This window comes from Sorangium sp. So ce1335 (assembly GCF_051521615.1).
GTDB lineage: Bacteria > Myxococcota_A > Polyangia > Polyangiales > Polyangiaceae > Sorangium.
In genome coordinates, this window is the sequence record NZ_CP150363.1 from 5,688,128 (window position 1) to 5,703,225 (window position 15,098).

General features: G+C 72.2%; 13 protein-coding genes and 1 pseudogene. 10 read left to right on the forward strand and 4 right to left on the reverse strand.

The window, feature by feature from the left end; translation table 11 throughout:
- Window positions 1-297: 297 nt before the first annotated feature.
- From WMF24_RS21055 to gstA, 6 genes and pseudogenes are all read left to right on the forward strand, one after another.
- Window positions 298-669 (forward strand): hypothetical protein, encoded by a 372-nt coding sequence (locus WMF24_RS21055; protein WP_437738214.1) that lies wholly within the window; start codon window positions 298-300, stop codon window positions 667-669.
- Between the two features lie 465 nt (window positions 670-1,134).
- Window positions 1,135-1,428 (forward strand): annotated as a pseudogene (locus tag WMF24_RS21060) (efflux RND transporter permease subunit); the annotation flags it as partial.
- Between the two features lie 3 nt (window positions 1,429-1,431).
- Window positions 1,432-2,010 (forward strand): TlpA family protein disulfide reductase, encoded by a 579-nt coding sequence (locus WMF24_RS21065; protein WP_437738215.1) that lies wholly within the window; start codon window positions 1,432-1,434, stop codon window positions 2,008-2,010.
- Window positions 2,011-2,113: 103 nt separating this feature from the next.
- Window positions 2,114-2,869, forward strand: coding sequence for a Uma2 family endonuclease (locus tag WMF24_RS21070; protein ID WP_437738216.1), 756 nt, complete (start codon window positions 2,114-2,116; stop codon window positions 2,867-2,869).
- Between the two features lie 31 nt (window positions 2,870-2,900).
- The gene (locus WMF24_RS21075; RefSeq protein ID WP_437738217.1) at window positions 2,901-3,407 is read left to right on the forward strand and encodes a GNAT family N-acetyltransferase; all 507 of its coding nucleotides are present in this window, start codon (window positions 2,901-2,903) and stop codon (window positions 3,405-3,407) included.
- A gap of 183 nt (window positions 3,408-3,590) precedes the next feature.
- Window positions 3,591-4,196: a glutathione transferase GstA gene (gene gstA / locus WMF24_RS21080; RefSeq protein ID WP_437738218.1), complete on the forward strand. Its 606-nt coding sequence runs from the start codon at window positions 3,591-3,593 to the stop codon at window positions 4,194-4,196.
- A gap of 21 nt (window positions 4,197-4,217) precedes the next feature.
- On the opposite strand, the gene WMF24_RS21085 is transcribed toward gstA, so the two are convergent.
- Window positions 4,218-5,240 (reverse strand): zinc-dependent alcohol dehydrogenase family protein, encoded by a 1,023-nt coding sequence (locus WMF24_RS21085; RefSeq protein ID WP_437738219.1) that lies wholly within the window; start codon window positions 5,238-5,240, stop codon window positions 4,218-4,220.
- Between the two features lie 219 nt (window positions 5,241-5,459).
- Between WMF24_RS21085 and WMF24_RS21090 the strand changes: the two genes are divergently transcribed.
- Window positions 5,460-6,422 (forward strand): LysR family transcriptional regulator, encoded by a 963-nt coding sequence (locus tag WMF24_RS21090; RefSeq protein ID WP_437738220.1) that lies wholly within the window; start codon window positions 5,460-5,462, stop codon window positions 6,420-6,422.
- A gap of 82 nt (window positions 6,423-6,504) precedes the next feature.
- Here WMF24_RS21090 and WMF24_RS21095 read toward each other — a convergent pair whose 3' ends face one another.
- Window positions 6,505-6,924: a hypothetical protein gene (locus WMF24_RS21095; protein WP_437738221.1), complete on the reverse strand. Its 420-nt coding sequence runs from the start codon at window positions 6,922-6,924 to the stop codon at window positions 6,505-6,507.
- 197 nt (window positions 6,925-7,121) lie between these two features.
- Between WMF24_RS21095 and WMF24_RS21100 the strand changes: the two genes are divergently transcribed.
- Window positions 7,122-7,919, forward strand: a complete 798-nt coding sequence (locus WMF24_RS21100) for a helix-turn-helix domain-containing protein (RefSeq protein ID WP_437738222.1) — start codon at window positions 7,122-7,124, stop codon at window positions 7,917-7,919.
- A 157-nt stretch (window positions 7,920-8,076) separates the two neighbouring features.
- Here the strand turns inward: WMF24_RS21100 and WMF24_RS21105 are convergent, their stop codons facing one another.
- Window positions 8,077-9,579 (reverse strand): serine/threonine-protein kinase, encoded by a 1,503-nt coding sequence (locus tag WMF24_RS21105; protein WP_437738223.1) that lies wholly within the window; start codon window positions 9,577-9,579, stop codon window positions 8,077-8,079.
- Between the two features lie 462 nt (window positions 9,580-10,041).
- On the opposite strand from WMF24_RS21105, the gene WMF24_RS21110 reads away from it, so the two are divergent.
- Window positions 10,042-10,941, forward strand: a complete 900-nt coding sequence (locus WMF24_RS21110; protein WP_437738224.1) for a metallophosphoesterase family protein — start codon at window positions 10,042-10,044, stop codon at window positions 10,939-10,941.
- A 111-nt stretch (window positions 10,942-11,052) separates the two neighbouring features.
- On the opposite strand, the gene WMF24_RS21115 is transcribed toward WMF24_RS21110, so the two are convergent.
- The gene (locus WMF24_RS21115; RefSeq protein ID WP_437738225.1) at window positions 11,053-11,952 is read right to left on the reverse strand and encodes an S-adenosylmethionine decarboxylase; all 900 of its coding nucleotides are present in this window, start codon (window positions 11,950-11,952) and stop codon (window positions 11,053-11,055) included.
- 771 nt (window positions 11,953-12,723) lie between these two features.
- Between WMF24_RS21115 and WMF24_RS21120 the strand changes: the two genes are divergently transcribed.
- Window positions 12,724-15,039, forward strand: coding sequence for a response regulator (locus tag WMF24_RS21120; RefSeq protein WP_437738226.1), 2,316 nt, complete (start codon window positions 12,724-12,726; stop codon window positions 15,037-15,039).
- Window positions 15,040-15,098 lie beyond the last annotated feature (59 nt).

Below are 15,098 nucleotides of genomic sequence, written 5' to 3' on the forward strand. Positions count from 1 at the left end.
CAGCTCTACGCTGCCCCTGCGTCGGTCGGGAGCGCTCGCCGCGCGACGCTGGCTCCCGAGGGATGGCCCGTGACCATCGTCCTGCCGGTGAAGCTCAATCACGAGATGCGCTGAGCGGGTAGGCTCTTCCGCGTGCCCATGTGCGGTAGGCACCGCGACGAGGGTAATTCTTGCTCCAACCGCGGTTGGCCGTCAAGACAATCGTTCGTTATGCGGGGCTTTTGCGAGGCGGCCTGACTATTACGAACTCACAACAATGGCTGTTGTGGTGTGATGGCTGGTAGCGCACTATCCGACATGCCCCAGGCCTCGGCGCGTGCGCTCGCTCGGTTTCGCTCGGTTTCGCTCGGTTTCGCTCGGTTTCGCTCGGTTTCGCTCGGTTTCGCGCCGGCGGCGATGAACTGGTTAAGTATGGCCCGGATGAATCCGTTGTTCCGCCCGCTGGATCGCCCGATGACCAGGCCCTCGCGGGCGCGAATTCCTTCAGAAATCCAGGCAGATCGGTTTTCCGAAGCTCGAGCGGCCGAGTTCGGCCGAGTGTTGAAGAAAAATCCGATCGGCACGGCCTGTTCGGACAGTCCTCGCGCGGTCGTGCAGATATTTTTCGGTCATCGAGATCAAAGAGGACGTCAGTGGGAATCATGGTGGTTCCAGCCTCGATTGCGGTGATCTGCGCGACGGGTAAACCGCCGTCGACAGGCCGGGACGTCACGTGATCTTCCAGGGCGACGGCGGCTCAGGGCGCTGGCGGGCGAGGCGATCACGGCAGCTCAAGGCGACGGGCGGCGCGAGCGCTCCAGGCCCGGCAAGCAAGCGACGGTCGAGCCCGCCCTGGGGCCATGGCCTCCGAGGGGGTGCGTCCCGCGGGGGTGCGTCCGCAGCCCGCATGCGCCGAGCCCACCAGGAAGGCGGAGGCGCCTGGCCCGCCGGGAAGCTGGCCCGCCGGGAAGGCGGAGGCGCGACGGCACCGCGCGGCGCTCGCGCTCCCGAGGACTCGTGGTACGCAAAAGGGACCATGGACGGAGGACTGACATGGCCGGCGGCACGCACGCCCACGCCTTCCACGCGCGCGCCGCTCGCCGTCATCGACAGCGCCGACGTTGGCGCCGACCGCCCGCGGCTCGCCAGCGCTCTCTCGCGGCCGAGCGCCGCCTGCGCCCGGTCCTGATGACGGCGCTCGTCGCGTCGCTCGGCTTCGTGCCGATGGCGTGGAGCACGGGCGTCGGCGCCGAGGTGCAGCGCCCGCTCGCGACGGTCGTGATCGGGGGGGTGATCCCGTCGACGCGGCTCGCGCTGCTCGTCCTGCCGGTGCTCCACAGCGTGGCGGGCGGGCGGCGCGAGCAGGACCTCGAGGCGGCGGCCGCGGCGCCGGACGCCGCCGGCCCCCCGCCGCGCTCCGCTGCGGCCTTGCCGCCGGCGGCGGAGTAGGCCGTGGGCGCGTCCCCTCGCCTCCGCGCGTTCGGCGGCGCCGCGGGTGTGCTGATGCTCCTCCAGGCGCTCGCCGTGGGCGTCTACTGGGCCGTCGAGCACGGCCGCGGGGCGGACCGGCCGGGGCGCCCGTTCGAGCACGAGCAGCTCCCGGGCGCCGAGCCCGCGCCGGACGAGGCGCTCCTGCGGCCGGACGGGAGCGAGCTGCGCCTCCGCTCGCTGCGCGGCCGGGCCGTGCTGCTCCACGTCTGGGCGACCTGGTGCGCGCCGTGCCGCGCCGAGCTCCCCGCGCTGCTCGATCTGGGGCGGGAGCTCCGGCGGGACGGGCGGATCGAGCTCGTGGCCGTGAGCGTCGACGAGAGCTGGGACGTCGTGCGCGCCTTCTTCGACGGCGACGTGCCGCCGGAGGTCGTGCTGTCCGGCTCGCCGGCGCTCGCGCGGCGGCTCGGGGTCTCGACGCTGCCCGACTCGTTCCTCGTGCGCCCCGACGGCAGCCTGGCGCTCCGGTTCACGGGCGCGCGCGACTGGAGCGCGCCCGAGGCGAAGCTGCTGCTGGCTGGACATGCGGGGGTCGGGCCCTGAGAAGTCGAAATGAACGCGGCCGTGGATCCGTGAGCGCGACCGGGGCCGACGAGATGCGCCCCGGGACCTTGCCGCGGTCTGCATCCTCCGGCAGGCTGGAGGCATGACGTCCCTCGCCTTCGCGATGCCGGCGGAGATCGTCGACCCGAGCGTCGTCGCCCCGCCCGGCGATCTGGACAGCATCGAGCCGCCCATGGAGAGCTACCAGCACCTCATCCAGATGATCCTGCTCCTCGAGAGCCTGGAGCTGTTCTGGAAGGAGCGGACTGACTATTTCGCGGCGGGCAACCTGACGATCTACTTCAGCCCTCGTCAGCTGAAATCCGAGAGCTTCCGGGGCCCAGATTTCTTCGTCGTGCTCGGCACCGAGCGGAGACCGCGCAAGAGCTGGGTCGTGTGGGAGGAGGACGGCCGGTACCCGAACGTGATCGTGGAGGTGCTCTCGAAGAGCACGGCGAGCATCGATCGCGGCCTCAAGAAGCAGACGTACCAGGACATCTTCCGGACGCCGGACTACTTCTGGTTCGATCCGGAGACGCTCGATCTCGCGGGCTTTCGCCTGGTCGACGGGCGGTACGAGCCGCTCTCCCCCGACGCCTCTGGCCGCCTCTGGAGCGCGCAGCTCGGGCTCTTCCTGGGCGTGGAGGGAGGACAGCTCCGCTTCTTCACCCCCGAGGGAGAGCTCGTGCCGGCTGGCCTGGAGCTCGCCCAGCGGGCCGAGTCCGCGGAGCAGCGGGCCGAGTCCGCGGAGCAGCGGGCCGAGTCCGCGGAGCAGCGGGCCGAGTCCGCGGAGCAGCGGGCAGCGCGGCTGGCCGAGAGGCTCCGGGAGCTCGGCGTCGACCCCGACGCGCTGAAGTGACGGCCGATTCCCTTATTGCTCAGGAGGACCGATGCCCGACATGTTCGTCAACCTGCTCAAGCTGCCGCCGCTCGACCCGGTGTTCGAGGGCATGCGGCGCGCCTCCGTCGTCGTGCGGCGGGCGGCGCCGTACGAGATCACGCCGGTGCGGCGGTTCATCGAACGGCACTTCACCACAGCGTGGGCCGACGAGATCAGCATCGGTTACGCGAACAAGCCTGTGAGCGTGTACCTGGCGATCCGCGGGGGCGAGGTGATCGGCTTCTCCGCGTACGAGTGCACCCGCCGCGGCTTCTTCGGCCCCATCGGCGTCGCCGAGGGCGAGCGGGGCAATGGCGTCGGCCACGCCCTGCTCCTCGCCTCCCTGCACGGGCTCGCACAGATGGGCTATGCCTACGGCATCATCGGCGGCGTCGGCCCTGCCGACTTCTACGCGCGCGCGGTGGGCGCGACGCTCATCCCGGACTCCACGCCGGGCGTCTACGCCGACCCGCTGGTCGACGCCGCGGCGCACGACGTCAACGAGCCGCACCGCTGACGCCGCCGGCCGTCCTGACGCCGGGGGCCGGCGAAGCGGCCGTGAGAGCTCTCCTGATATCCATTGTTGCTTACCTGCCGAGCCATCGCCGCCGGTCCCCTCCCCGGCGCGGCGCCCGGGCCGCCTTGACGGACGCCGCGCTGTCGGGGAAGGTCCCCTCCCCGAGCGCTCCTGGAGGTCAACATGAAGCTCTATTTCAGCCCTGGTGCCTGTTCGCTCTCTCCCCACATCGTGCTGCGGGAGGCGGGCATGGAGTTCGAGCTCGAGCAGGTCCACCTCGGCACGAAGAAGACGAAGTCGGGCGCCGATTTCAACCAGATCAACCCGAAGGGCTACGTCCCCGCGCTCGAGATCGAGAGCGGCGAGGTGCTCACCGAGGGGCCGGTGATCGTCCAGTACATCGCCGACCAGAAGCCCGAGGTCGGGCTCGCTCCGCCGGCCGGCACCCTCGGCCGCTACCGCCTGCAGGAGTGGCTGTGCTTCATCAGCACCGAGCTGCACAAGCAGTTCGCCCCCCTGTTCAGGCCGAGGACGTCGGACGAGCAGAAGAGCGCCGCGCGGGAAGCGGTGAGCCGCCGCCTGGATCTCGTGGCGCCGCGCCTCGAGGGCGCGGCGTACCTGATGGGCGACCAGTTCACGGTGGCGGACGCGTACCTCTTCACCGTGCTCACCTGGACGAAGTTCGCGGGCGTCGACCTCGATCGCTGGCCCGCCCTCGTCCGGTACAAGGAGCGCGTCGGCGCGCGCCCCGCGGTCCAGGCCGCGCTGGCTGCCGAGCAAGCGACGTAGGCCGCTCGACGACCGACGCCCTCAGGCGACCGCGATCACGAGCTTGCCCACGTGCTCGCCCCGCCGCTGCGCCTCGATCGCCTCCCGGGCGGCCTCGAACGGATAGACGCGGTGGATCACCGGCTTGATGCGGTGGTGCGCCACGGCGCGCAGCAGGTCCTCGAACATATCGCGGCTGCCCACGCTGATCCCCTGCACGCGGGCGCGCTTCAGCAGCATCGGCACCACGTCGAGCTGCGCGGAGGCGCCGGCGAGGAGGCCGACGAGGCTCACCTGACCGCCGGAGCGCAGCGCGCGGACCGAGCGCCGCACGTCGCCCGCGATGTCGACAACGACGTCGACGCCCACGCCGCCTGTCAGCTCGAGCGCGCGCGTATCCCAGTCGGGCGTCGCGCTGTAGTTGATGAGGTCCGTCGCGCCGAGCTCGCGGGCGCGGGCGAGCTTCTCGTCGCTGCTCGACGCGACGATGACGCGCGCGCCGGACGCCCGCGCGAGCTGCACGGCGAACACGGCGACCCCGCCCGTCCCGAGCACGAGCACCGTATCGCCCGGCCTCACCGGGGCGTCGACGTGGAGCGCCTGCCACGCGGTCACGGCGGCGATCGGCAGCGTCGAGCCCTCCTCGTAGGTGAGCGACGGCGGGAGGACGACAAGGCCGTCCTCATCGAGCACGACATACTGGGCGAGCACCCCTCCCTTGGGATGACCAAGGCTCACTTCGGATGTCGTCCTGGGCGTGGGCCGCCCGCCGAGCCACTTCTGCTGAAACAGGGTGGCGACGCGATCGCCGGCGCGCAGCCGGCGCGCATCCTCGCCCGCGGCGACCACCTCGCCCGCGCCATCGGAGAGCGGCACCAGCGGCATGGAAAGGGAGGGGTCGAACTGCCCATCGACGACCATCAGGTCCCGGTAATTGACGGACGCGGCGTGGATCCGGACGAGGACCTGACCCCGCTTTGGCTCTGGGATGGGCAGCTCGACGTTCCGCAGGTGATCGGTCCCGAACCCACCTTCAAGGACCCACGCTCTCATTCGCTTTTCCATGACACCCTCCTTCGCGCAGCGCGCGCAGGCAGCCCGCGGCGCCGAGCGCGGCGCGGCGGAATGGCCGCTTCCCGGCGCCTCGCGGCCCTCTCTGCCTCTCTGCCTTGTCTGGTTCCGCTCGCGGCTCCGGCGAGCACCTGAGCGGAGGTTAATTCATTCCAGACCGAGCGTTAGACGCGCCGGTGACACTTCTCTCGTTCCAGAGTAGAACGAATCGCCGTGGACACGCTGACGAGCATCGAGTTCTTCGTGACGACCGTGCAGGCGGGCAGCTTCGCCGCCGGGGCCAGGCGCCTCGGCGTCACGGCCTCGGCGGTTAGCCGCCGCATCGCGCGCCTGGAGGACGAGCTGGGCGTGCAGCTCCTCGCGCGCACGACGCGGTCGCTCAGGCTCACCGAGGACGGCGCCGCGTTCCTCGACCGCGGCGCGCGCATCGTCGAGGAGTACCGGGCCGCGACGGAGACGCTCAAGGGCACGCGCACGGCCCCGGCGGGCGCGCTGCGCGTCGACGCGGCCGTCGTCCTTGGCCGGGCGCTCCTCCGGCCGAAGGTCGCGGACTTCCTCCGCCGCTACCCGCAGATCCGCCTCGAGCTGACGCTTCGCGACCAGTTCATCGACCCGGTCGCGGAGGGGATCGACGTCGCGGTGCGCCTCGGGGAGCTCCGCGACTCGACGCTCATCGCGCGGCGGGTCGGCGAGATCCGCACGCTCGTCTGCGGCTCCCCCGCGTACTTTCGCCGGCACGGCCGGCCGAAGCGCCTCGACGACCTCGCGCGCCACGCGTGCCTCGGCTTCCTGCAGGACGGGCGCCCCACGCCCTACCGCTTCGCCGAAGGCAAGGCGCCGCCGCCCGCGGCCGTCGAGGCGCGCTTTCACACGAACGACGCCGACCTGCTGCTGGACGGCGCGATCGCGGGGCTCGGGCTCGTCTACTCGTTCGACTTCCACGTCGAGGGAGCGCTCGCCCGCGGCGATCTCGAGGCCGCGCCGATCCGCGAGCCGAGCCTCTCGTACCCCGTTCACGCGCTCTACCCGAAGAGCCGCCACCTCCTGCCGCGCGCGCGCGTCTTCGTCGACTTCCTTGTCGAGCTCTTCGAGGCCCGCCGCAATCAGACGAAGACGACGAAGACGACGAAGACGACGGAGACGACGAGGACAAAGAGGGCGCCGCGGGAGGCCTGATCCCCGGTCGGCCATCGAGGCCCGCCGCGAGAAGGCGACGCACGGCGCGGCGGGCCCCGCGACGGGGGCGCATCGCCGCGCCTCAGGCGATCGCCCGCGCGCGGCGGAGGCCGATCGCCTGCGCCTCGGCGAAGAGCGCGACGACGAGCGCTTGCGCCAGGACGAAGGCGTAGCCGAGCGCCGTCGGCTCGACCCAGCCGAGCGCCAGGAGGAGCACGCTGTCGATCACCCAGAGCGCGTTCGCGACGACGACCGCGAGGACGGCGGCGCGCGCCGGCCGCTCGCGCGTGCCGACCCACGCGACGATCGCCGCGAACGGGAGCAGGCTCGCTCCGGACCACCGGAGCAGCGCCTCCGGCAGGCCAGCGAGGCCGGCGAGGGGCGCAGCGGCCGCGAACATGAGGAGGCCAGTCGCGCCGCTGACGATCGCGTCGGCGAGGAGGGCGCGGCGCAGGAACAGAGGAGACGGAGGAGACAGAGGAGAAGGAGAGGACATGAACATGATCGGGCTCCTTTCGTGGCAATCTCGGGCTCATCGCCCCTCGACGGACGGGGCCTGTCCGGGAGAGCGGACGCGCTTGTCGCGCCGGCTCTCCGCAGCGCCCCTGACGCATGCCCATGATGGGTGGCCCCGGGCACGGGGTCGATTACCTCCCAGGTAATGGGCTGCTTTTCCTGGCGTGGTAAGGTCGGCGCGCGATGATGAACGCCCACCCGCCGATCGGGGGCCTCCTGCGCGCGTGGCGCCAGCGGCGCCGCATGACCCAGCTCGACCTCGCGTGCGAGGCCGACATCTCGACGCGTCACCTGAGCTTCCTGGAGACCGGCCGCGCGCAGCCGAGCCGCGAGATGGTGCTGCACCTGGCGGAGCGCCTCGACGTGCCGTTGCGCGAGCGCAACCAGCTCCTCGTGGCGGCGGGGTACGCGCCGCTCTATCCCGAGCGCAGCTTCGACGATCCAGCGCTCGCGGCGGCGCGCAGGGCGATCGATCTCGTTCTCGCCGGCCACGAGCCGTATCCGGCGCTCGCCGTCGACAGGCACTGGACCCTCGTCGTCTCGAACGCGGCCGTCGGCCCGCTCCTCGTGGGCGCCGCCCCTGCCCTCCTGACCCCGCCGATCAACGTGCTGCGCCTGAGCCTGCACCCCGACGGCCTCGCGCCGCGCATCGAGAACGCGCCCGAGTGGCGCGCGCACATCCTCGCCCGCCTGCGCCGCCAGATCGAGGTGAGCGCCGACCCCGTCCTCGTGAAGCTCCTCGAGGAGCTCAGCGGCTACCCGTCGCCGGAGCCGCGAGGCGCGTGGCGCCCGGAGCCCGGCCCTGCTGCCGTCGCCGTGCCGCTCAGGATCCGGACGGGGGACCGCACGCTGAGCTTCCTCAGCACGACCATGGTCTTCGGCACGCCGGTCGACGTCACCCTGTCCGAGCTCGCCGTCGAGTCGTTCTTCCCCGCGGATCAGGCCACCGCGGAGGCCCTTCGCGCGGCGACGCCGCGCTGAGGGCTGGCCCGCGCAGGCGTCAATCCACCGAGAGGCGGCCTGAGGACGCCGGGGCGGCCGTCACCGCGCTGGGCGAGCACCGTGCGTTGCAGAACGCCGGGGCGGCCGTCGCCGCGGCTGGGCGAGCACCGTGCGTTGCAGAACGCCGGGGCGGCCGTCACCGCTGCATGGCGATGTCGTAACGGGGAGAGTGCTTCATGCGCCGGGTGAGCCTCCCGCCCTGCGGGGCGGGCTTGCCCCGCCCGGGGGAGCGCGTGGGGCGCGCGGCGGGCTTCTTCGAGGCCGGCCGCGCCTTCTCTGCCGCAGGCGCCGGCGCGGGCCGGGTCGCCGGGGCATCGGCGGGCTCCGGCGGCCCCGGCGCGAGCAGCGGCTGCGGCGCGTCCACGACGCTGGCGAGGAGCGTCGCCTCCGCCGTGCCCGGCAACCCCGCGCTGCGCGCGGCGACGGAGACGGCGGCGAGCGCAGCGCTGTCGGCGGTGAGCGCAGCGCCGTCGGCCGTCGGCGCGGCGCGATGGACGGCGAGGTACAGGCCGGCGCCGGCGAGCAGGGCGCCGAGGACGGCGACCGTGGCGATCCGCGCGGAGGGCCGCTTCTTCTTGCGGCTCGACGTCGTCATCATGACCGTCGTCGTTCGATCTTCGTCGTGGCGCGCGTCGCCCTCGCAAGGGTCGGTGTCCGCGAGCGCCATCGACGGGGGCGCCGGCGCCGGGTGGCGCCGGGTGACCGCGGTGTCCTGCGCGCTCGCGCCCCGCATCGCTGCCAGGCTCTCCACGCTCGGCTCCTCGGCCATCGGCCCCCGCGGCCCGTCGCTCCGCCGGCGCGACGCGAGCGCCCGCTCCAGCGCGTCGGCCATCTCCCTGGCCGATCCGAAGCGCGCGCTCGGGTCGAGCTCCAGCGCCCTCCGCATCCAGTCGTCGAGCGCCGGCGGCGCCTCGGGCCGGAGCGCGCTCGGCGGCGTGAACTTGCCGGCGTGCACGGCGAGCGTGAGCCCAACGATCGTCTCCGCGAAGAACGGGACTCGCCCGGTGATCGCGTGGTAGGCGACGACGCCGAGCGACCAGAGGTCCGCGCGGAAATCGAGATCCTTCGAGCAGGTGAGCTGCTCGGGGCTCATGTAGAGCGGTGTCCCGACGACGTTCCCCGTCGAGGTGACGCGCATGTCGCGGGCTCGCCGGGCGATACCGAAGTCGAGCACCTTGACAAAGGGCTCCCCGTCCACCTCGGTAAGGAACAGGTTGTCCGGCTTGATGTCGCGGTGGACGATGCCGAGACGGTGCGCCTGGCCGAGCGCCTTGGCCGTCTGCGCCACGATGCGGGCCACCTCGCCGAGCGACAGCCTGCCAAGGCGGCGGATGCGGGCCCTGAGGTCCTCGCCGCGGAGCAGCTCCATCGCGATGTACGGCATGCCGTCCGCGGTCAGCCCATGATCGAGGACATGCGCGACGTGCGGGCTCGTGATCTGGGCCGCGGCGACCGCCTCCCGCCGGAATCGCTCCACGTACCCCGGGTCGTCCGCGAGCTCGGGCGACATGAACTTGACGGCCACCTGCGCCTTGAGCGGCAGGCGATCGGCGACCCAGATGCTCCCCATCCCGCCCCGCCGCAGGATGCGAACGAGCCGCAGCGAAGGGGTCACCATCTGTCCGGCGTGCAGGGGCATACCTCTGCTACTCCTTCTTGAAGAGGCCCGAGCCGGTGTGTCTGTCAGCTCCAGCCGAACACTCGCGTCAATAGATCAGTACGCCGCCTCCATTGTCTCCGCAAGAGAAACACGCGTTCTTCCGCCCCGGATCCACGCTCCTGTCGCCTCGGCCGCGCGGGACCTCGTCGAATTCACGCCATCACAAATCGGGTTCCTATCGGCATGGACGGACGTCACGAAGGCGCGCGTGTCGGTAGATGAGCGCACAGGAGCACATGGGAGGCCCCGATCGAGGCTGCGGCGTGCGCCGCACGCCGCACGCCGCACGCCGCACGCCGCACGCCGCACGCCGCACGCCGCCCCCGCGCGTCGCACGATTGGCGGGCGGCGCGCCGATCACCATGAGAATGGTCCGGTTGCCGGACCGATTCATCGCGGGATTCCTGGCCGCCGGCCCGCGGCGTTATGCTCCGCGCCCTCATGACGACGGATGCCCCTCTCGAGATCGCCGTTCTCGGCGATGTCCACGGCCACCTCACGCTCGTCTATCGGCTGCTCGGTCGATGGCAGCGGGAGACGGGCCGCGCGCTCGACCTGATCCTCCAGGTCGGCGATCTCGGCGCGTTCCCTCCCCCGTTCCGGCTCGATCGCGCCACGAAGCGGTTCGCGGAGAGCGACCCCGACGAGCTGGGCTTCGCCGTCTACCACGAGGGTGGCCCGGAGGCCGATGCGATCCTCGGGCCCGACGCGCCGCCGGATCAACGGATCTCCGCAGAGATGGTGTTCATCCGGGGCAACCACGAAGACTTCGAGTTCCTCGACGACGCGGGCGCCGGGTCCGCCGCGCCGGTGCCGGTCGACGCATACGAGAAGATCCTTTATCTCCCGAACGGCGCCCGGTTCACCTTCGGCCGCGGACCGCACCGGATCACGATCGGCGGGCTTGGCGGCATCTCCGACGGCGGGCGGCCCGGCCGGGATCCCGTCTCGGAGCATTACACCGCGGCCGAGGTGCGCAAGCTGCGCTCCCGCGGCGAGCGCATCGACGTGCTCCTGTCGCACGAGCCGCCGCACGGCGCCGCGGCCGCCATCCACCCCCGCTACGAGGACGGCGGCTCACGCGACGTGCTCGATCTGCTCCGCGAGCTCCGGCCGAGGTATCATTTCGCCGGGCACTACCACGAGCCCGGACAGCTCCTCGCCGCGACCGGCGACACGCAGAGCTACCAGCTCAACGCCGTCAACTTCCTGAGGCCGCACCGGCTCAATCCGGGGTGCATCGGGATCCTCCGCTGGGCCGGGCCCGAGGAGAGCACCTTTGCGCTCCTCGACGCTCCGTGGCTGGGCGAGTACACGCGGTCGAACTACAGGTATGTGTGAAGGCACCGCCGCCAGCGGCGGTGCTGTGAAGGCGCCGCCGGCGATGGTGTGAAGGCGCCGCCGCCGGCAGCCGGCGGCGCGCGCGCGACGAGGCGCCGACGCGCCTCGAGCTCAGCCCTTCGAGCTCTTCGGCCCGAGCGGGCCGCCGTCGCCGGGCATGCGCGCGTAGACGCCGGGGTGCGCGGCGGCGAGCCACTGGTTCACGTGGCTCATCACGTGCGGGCGCTCCGTCCTGAGCTGCAGATAACGCTGGCCGCGCGGGACGAGCACCTGCTCGGTCACGTTGCCGCCGAGCTGGTCGGCGAGCACGCGCACGACCGGCTCCACGTCGAAGAACTTGCAGCTGAAGAGATCGAAGAACGCCTCGTCGCTGTCCGGGAAGATGTGCAGCGTGATGTGCGACTCCGCGATCATCACCATGGCGCTGATCACCGGGGAGCCGTCGCGCGTCGCCGTCTTCACGACGAAGGGGCGCATGATCGGGGTCATCCCGATCTTCGAGGGCAGGTGGTCGAAGATGTCGAAGAGCGCGTCGAGCGAGGTCGGCCCGCGGTACGGGCTGAACTGCAGGAAGAGGTGAGGGCCGAAGTCGGCCTCCGGGCTCACCACCTCGTGCCCCCTGCGCTCCTGGAGATCGCCGCCCTCGCCGCGATCGACCGTCTGCGTGAACACGCTGCGGCACGGGAGCGTCGTCTGGAGCATCATCTGGACGCGCTGCGGATCGAAGGCCCCCGGGTACACGAGGTCGGCGAAGAAGCACTCGCGGAAGCTGAAGGTGTGGATGGTGAGGTGGCCGCCGAGCAGCAGCACGAAGGCGCTGATGCCGCAGTCCTCGGCCACCACGCCGTTGTAGTAGGGGAGGATGAACGGAGGCATCACCGGCTTGAGCCGGAGCACGCCTGGCACCTCCTCCAGAAGCTCCTGAGCCAGCTTCACGTCATCGAAACGGCTACGGAAGCCGTGAAAGCCGTCCATCGTGAAATGGGTGAGGTTCTTGCGTGCCTTATGCATGTTGCCCCTTCGTCGACGAGTTGAGCGATGCTACTCCACGCGGGGCGGTCGCGATCGCACAATTTTGGCGAGCTGCCTTCCCCTTCCCTCACGCATGTGCGCCGCTCCATGAACAGGTGGGGAAGCCGCGGACAAGCATGCCTGTCGTGGGTCCAGGGTGCGCTCCGCCGCAGCTCCCGCCAGGCCTCGGCGCGCCGGGCGAGATGAGCTCGCCCGGCGGCGCGCGTGCCACGCCTGCGCTCGACTGCCACACCTGGCGCGGTGGTCCGCCGCGCCGGAGCCGTGGAGTGGACCCGCGTGTCGGCCCCGTGGCCGGCGGGTGGCGGCGGCGCGTCCGACCCCCGCGGCGCCCGGGCCGTCGCGACGGGCGTCGCGGACATCCCGACGCGCGGCGAGGCGCCCGCAGCCGGGACGCCCGCGGGCGGCGGGTGGCGCTTGACTTCAAAAAAAGCCTTTCATTTGTCCTCGACAACCGAGCTCCGGGCAGCGCGCGACGTCGGCGCTCATGCTGGGTGGCCGGCGCGCGCCCACCCGCGTCACGCGACGCGACAGGCAGGTTGGGCTCCCTCGGGGAGATATCGTCTCTCGCCGGGCATGCCGGCTTACTGAAACAGTTCAGCGGGCGGGACGGCCGGGACGCTTTCGGGCCGCGGGAACGCTGTCGCAGGAAATCCACCCGCCGTGGAGCAGGCGCCGGGGTGCGATAAAAAGTGAAGCAGCGGTGTCATCCGCCGTTGCCCGGACGCGCGGAGGCGTAGAATCGCCGGAGCCATGAGCCGATCGCCCTCCGACAAGGACGCGCACAAGAAGGCACAGATCAGCCCCGTGCCGTCGCGAGGGAGCTCGCCGGATCCGAGCCCGCCGCGCAGCAACTCGAGCTGCCTTCCGCCGGCGCCGCCCCCGGCGCGCAACAACACGAGCGTGCTGCCGCCGGCGCCGCCGTCGAACCGCGGCGGCAGCACGCTCCCGCCCCCGCAGCACGTGCCGGCCCCCGCGCGCCCCAGCCACTTCCCGGCCGAAGCGCGCCTCCGGCGGGAGCGGCCGAGCGCGCCGCTCGCGCCGCTCATCGGCTCGCCGCCGCACGACGCGCGCGGCTGGCGCGATCGGCCGAGCGCCGCGGCGGCGGCCGCCGCCGCGGCGCGCAGCGGCCTCGCGTCGCAGGACCCGTTCGCGACCTGGGACGCGCCGGAGGGGCCCGCCACGATGCCGGCGACGATGCCGGCGACCCAGCCGCCGGAGCCGCCGAGCTCGCGCGTGCCGGAGGTGTCGCGCTTCGAGGACACGAGCCGCGGCCACGCGCCGGCCTCGTCGCCGGGCAGGCGCGTTTCGCCGGCCGGCGCGCCCTCCTCGCACCAGCCCGCATCGGCGGCGCGGCGCGAGCCGCAGCGGCTCCACGAGCCGCACGGCGGCGGGCACGACCCGTACACGCCGATCAACCAGATCCTCGGCTACACGCGCCTGCTCGTCGCGTCGCTGCAGGGCAAGGTCGCGCCGCAGCACATCGAGGACATCCGCAACATCGAGCTCGCCTCGCGCAAGCTGCTCGGCATCGTGCAGGCGATGGAGAACGGCGGCGGCGAGGAGGACGCGCCCGCGAGCTGGAAGGTCCACGTCCCCTCCGCGCACGAGGAGCCCGCGATCCAGGCGGAGCTCGAGGGCGGCGGGCGCGGCGCCATCCTCGTCGTCGACGACAGCCGCGGCAACCGCGACGTGCTCTGCCGGGTGCTGCAGAACAACGGCTACCGCACCGTCCCCGCCGAGGACGGCCCCCGCGCGCTCGGGCTCGCCGCGCGCGAGCGCTTCGACGCCGTGCTGCTCGACGTGAACATGCCCGGCATCAGCGGCCTCGGCGTGCTCTCGGCGCTGCGCCAGAGCCGGTCGGCGGCGGAGCTCCCCGTGATCATGGTGACGACGCGCGGCGGGAGCGAGGACGTGGTGGAGTCGCTCCGGCTCGGCGCGAACGATCACGTCACGAAGCCGATCGACTTCGACATCCTGCTCGGGCGCCTCGACACGCAGCTCACGCTGAAGCGCTCGCGCGAGCAGCTCTCGCAGCTCGCCTCGGAGCTGTCGATCAAGAGCGAGTTCATCCGCAAGACGTTCGGCCGTTACCTGAGCGAAGAGGTCGTGAGCCGCCTTCTCTCCTCGCCCGAGGCCCAGCTCCTCGGCGGCGAGGAGCGCGAGGTGACGATCATGATGACCGACCTGCGGAGCTTCACGACGATGACCGAGAACATGGCGCCCGAGGTCGTCATGAAGCTCCTGAACGGCTACCTCGGCGAGATGGCGCGCATCATCATCGCGCGCGGCGGCACGATCATCGAGTTCATCGGGGACGCGATCCTCGCGCTCTTCGGCGCTCCGTTCTCGACGGGCGACGACGCGCGGCGCGCGGTCGCCTGCGCGCTCGAGATGCAGATGGCGATGGACGCGGTGAACGACCGGAACAGCACGGAGGGCCTGCCGACGCTGCAGATGGGCATCGCGCTCAACACCGGCCCTGTCGTCGTGGGCAACATCGGCTCCGAGGCGCGCACGAAATACGGCGTGGTCGGCGCCCAGGTCAACCTGACGTCGCGCATCGAGTCGTGCACGGTGGGCCGGCAGATCCTCGTCGCGGACAGCACGCGCCGCGCGGCCGGCGCCGGCCTCTTGCTCGGTCAGAGCCACGCGCTGTCCGTCAAGGGGTTCTCGACGCGCGTGCTCGTGCACGAGGTGCTGGGGCTCGACAACCCGGAGCGGCTCTACCTGCCCGAGCGGCGCGTCGAGATCCTGCCGCTGTCGTCGCCGCTGCCGGTCGTGTGCGCGCGCCTCGCCGGCAAGCGGGTGGAGGGCGAGCCGCAGTCCGCGTTCATCCTCGGGCTCTCGCCCTTCGGCGCCGTGCTGCGCCTGCACCCCCGCCCGGCGCCCTTCACGAACCTCCAGCTCCACCCGTCGGTCGCGCTCGCCGAGCAGCTCGGCGGCGAGCTCCACGCGAAGGTGATCGAGCTCGACCCGCGCGCCGAGGACGTGGTGCGCATCCACTTCACGTCCTCGCCGCCGGGCCTCGCCGCGCTCGTGCAGGAGCTCCACCGCGCCGAGGCGTAGCGGCGGCGCGCGGGCTCCTGCGGCGCCCCGCGCTGGCGGGGAGTGATCTCGCGCCGAGG

Bases quoted from the DNA above. Each gene is read 5' to 3' on its own strand.
- WMF24_RS21115 (WP_437738225.1), bottom strand. From the start codon at position 11,952: ATGCATAAGGCACGCAAGAACCTCACCCATTTCACGATGGACGGCTTT.
- WMF24_RS21085 (WP_437738219.1), bottom strand. From the start codon at position 5,240: ATGGAAAAGCGAATGAGAGCGTGGGTCCTTGAAGGTGGGTTCGGGACC.
- WMF24_RS21095 (WP_437738221.1), bottom strand. From the start codon at position 6,924: ATGTTCATGTCCTCTCCTTCTCCTCTGTCTCCTCCGTCTCCTCTGTTC.
- WMF24_RS21055 (WP_437738214.1), top strand. From the start codon at position 298: ATGCCCCAGGCCTCGGCGCGTGCGCTCGCTCGGTTTCGCTCGGTTTCG.
- WMF24_RS21075 (WP_437738217.1), top strand. From the start codon at position 2,901: ATGCCCGACATGTTCGTCAACCTGCTCAAGCTGCCGCCGCTCGACCCG.
- WMF24_RS21105 (WP_437738223.1), bottom strand. From the start codon at position 9,579: ATGCCCCTGCACGCCGGACAGATGGTGACCCCTTCGCTGCGGCTCGTT.
- WMF24_RS21110 (WP_437738224.1), top strand. From the start codon at position 10,042: ATGACGACGGATGCCCCTCTCGAGATCGCCGTTCTCGGCGATGTCCAC.
- WMF24_RS21070 (WP_437738216.1), top strand. From the start codon at position 2,114: ATGACGTCCCTCGCCTTCGCGATGCCGGCGGAGATCGTCGACCCGAGC.
- WMF24_RS21100 (WP_437738222.1), top strand. From the start codon at position 7,122: ATGATGAACGCCCACCCGCCGATCGGGGGCCTCCTGCGCGCGTGGCGC.
- WMF24_RS21120 (WP_437738226.1), top strand. From the start codon at position 12,724: ATGAGCCGATCGCCCTCCGACAAGGACGCGCACAAGAAGGCACAGATC.
- gstA (WP_437738218.1), top strand. From the start codon at position 3,591: ATGAAGCTCTATTTCAGCCCTGGTGCCTGTTCGCTCTCTCCCCACATC.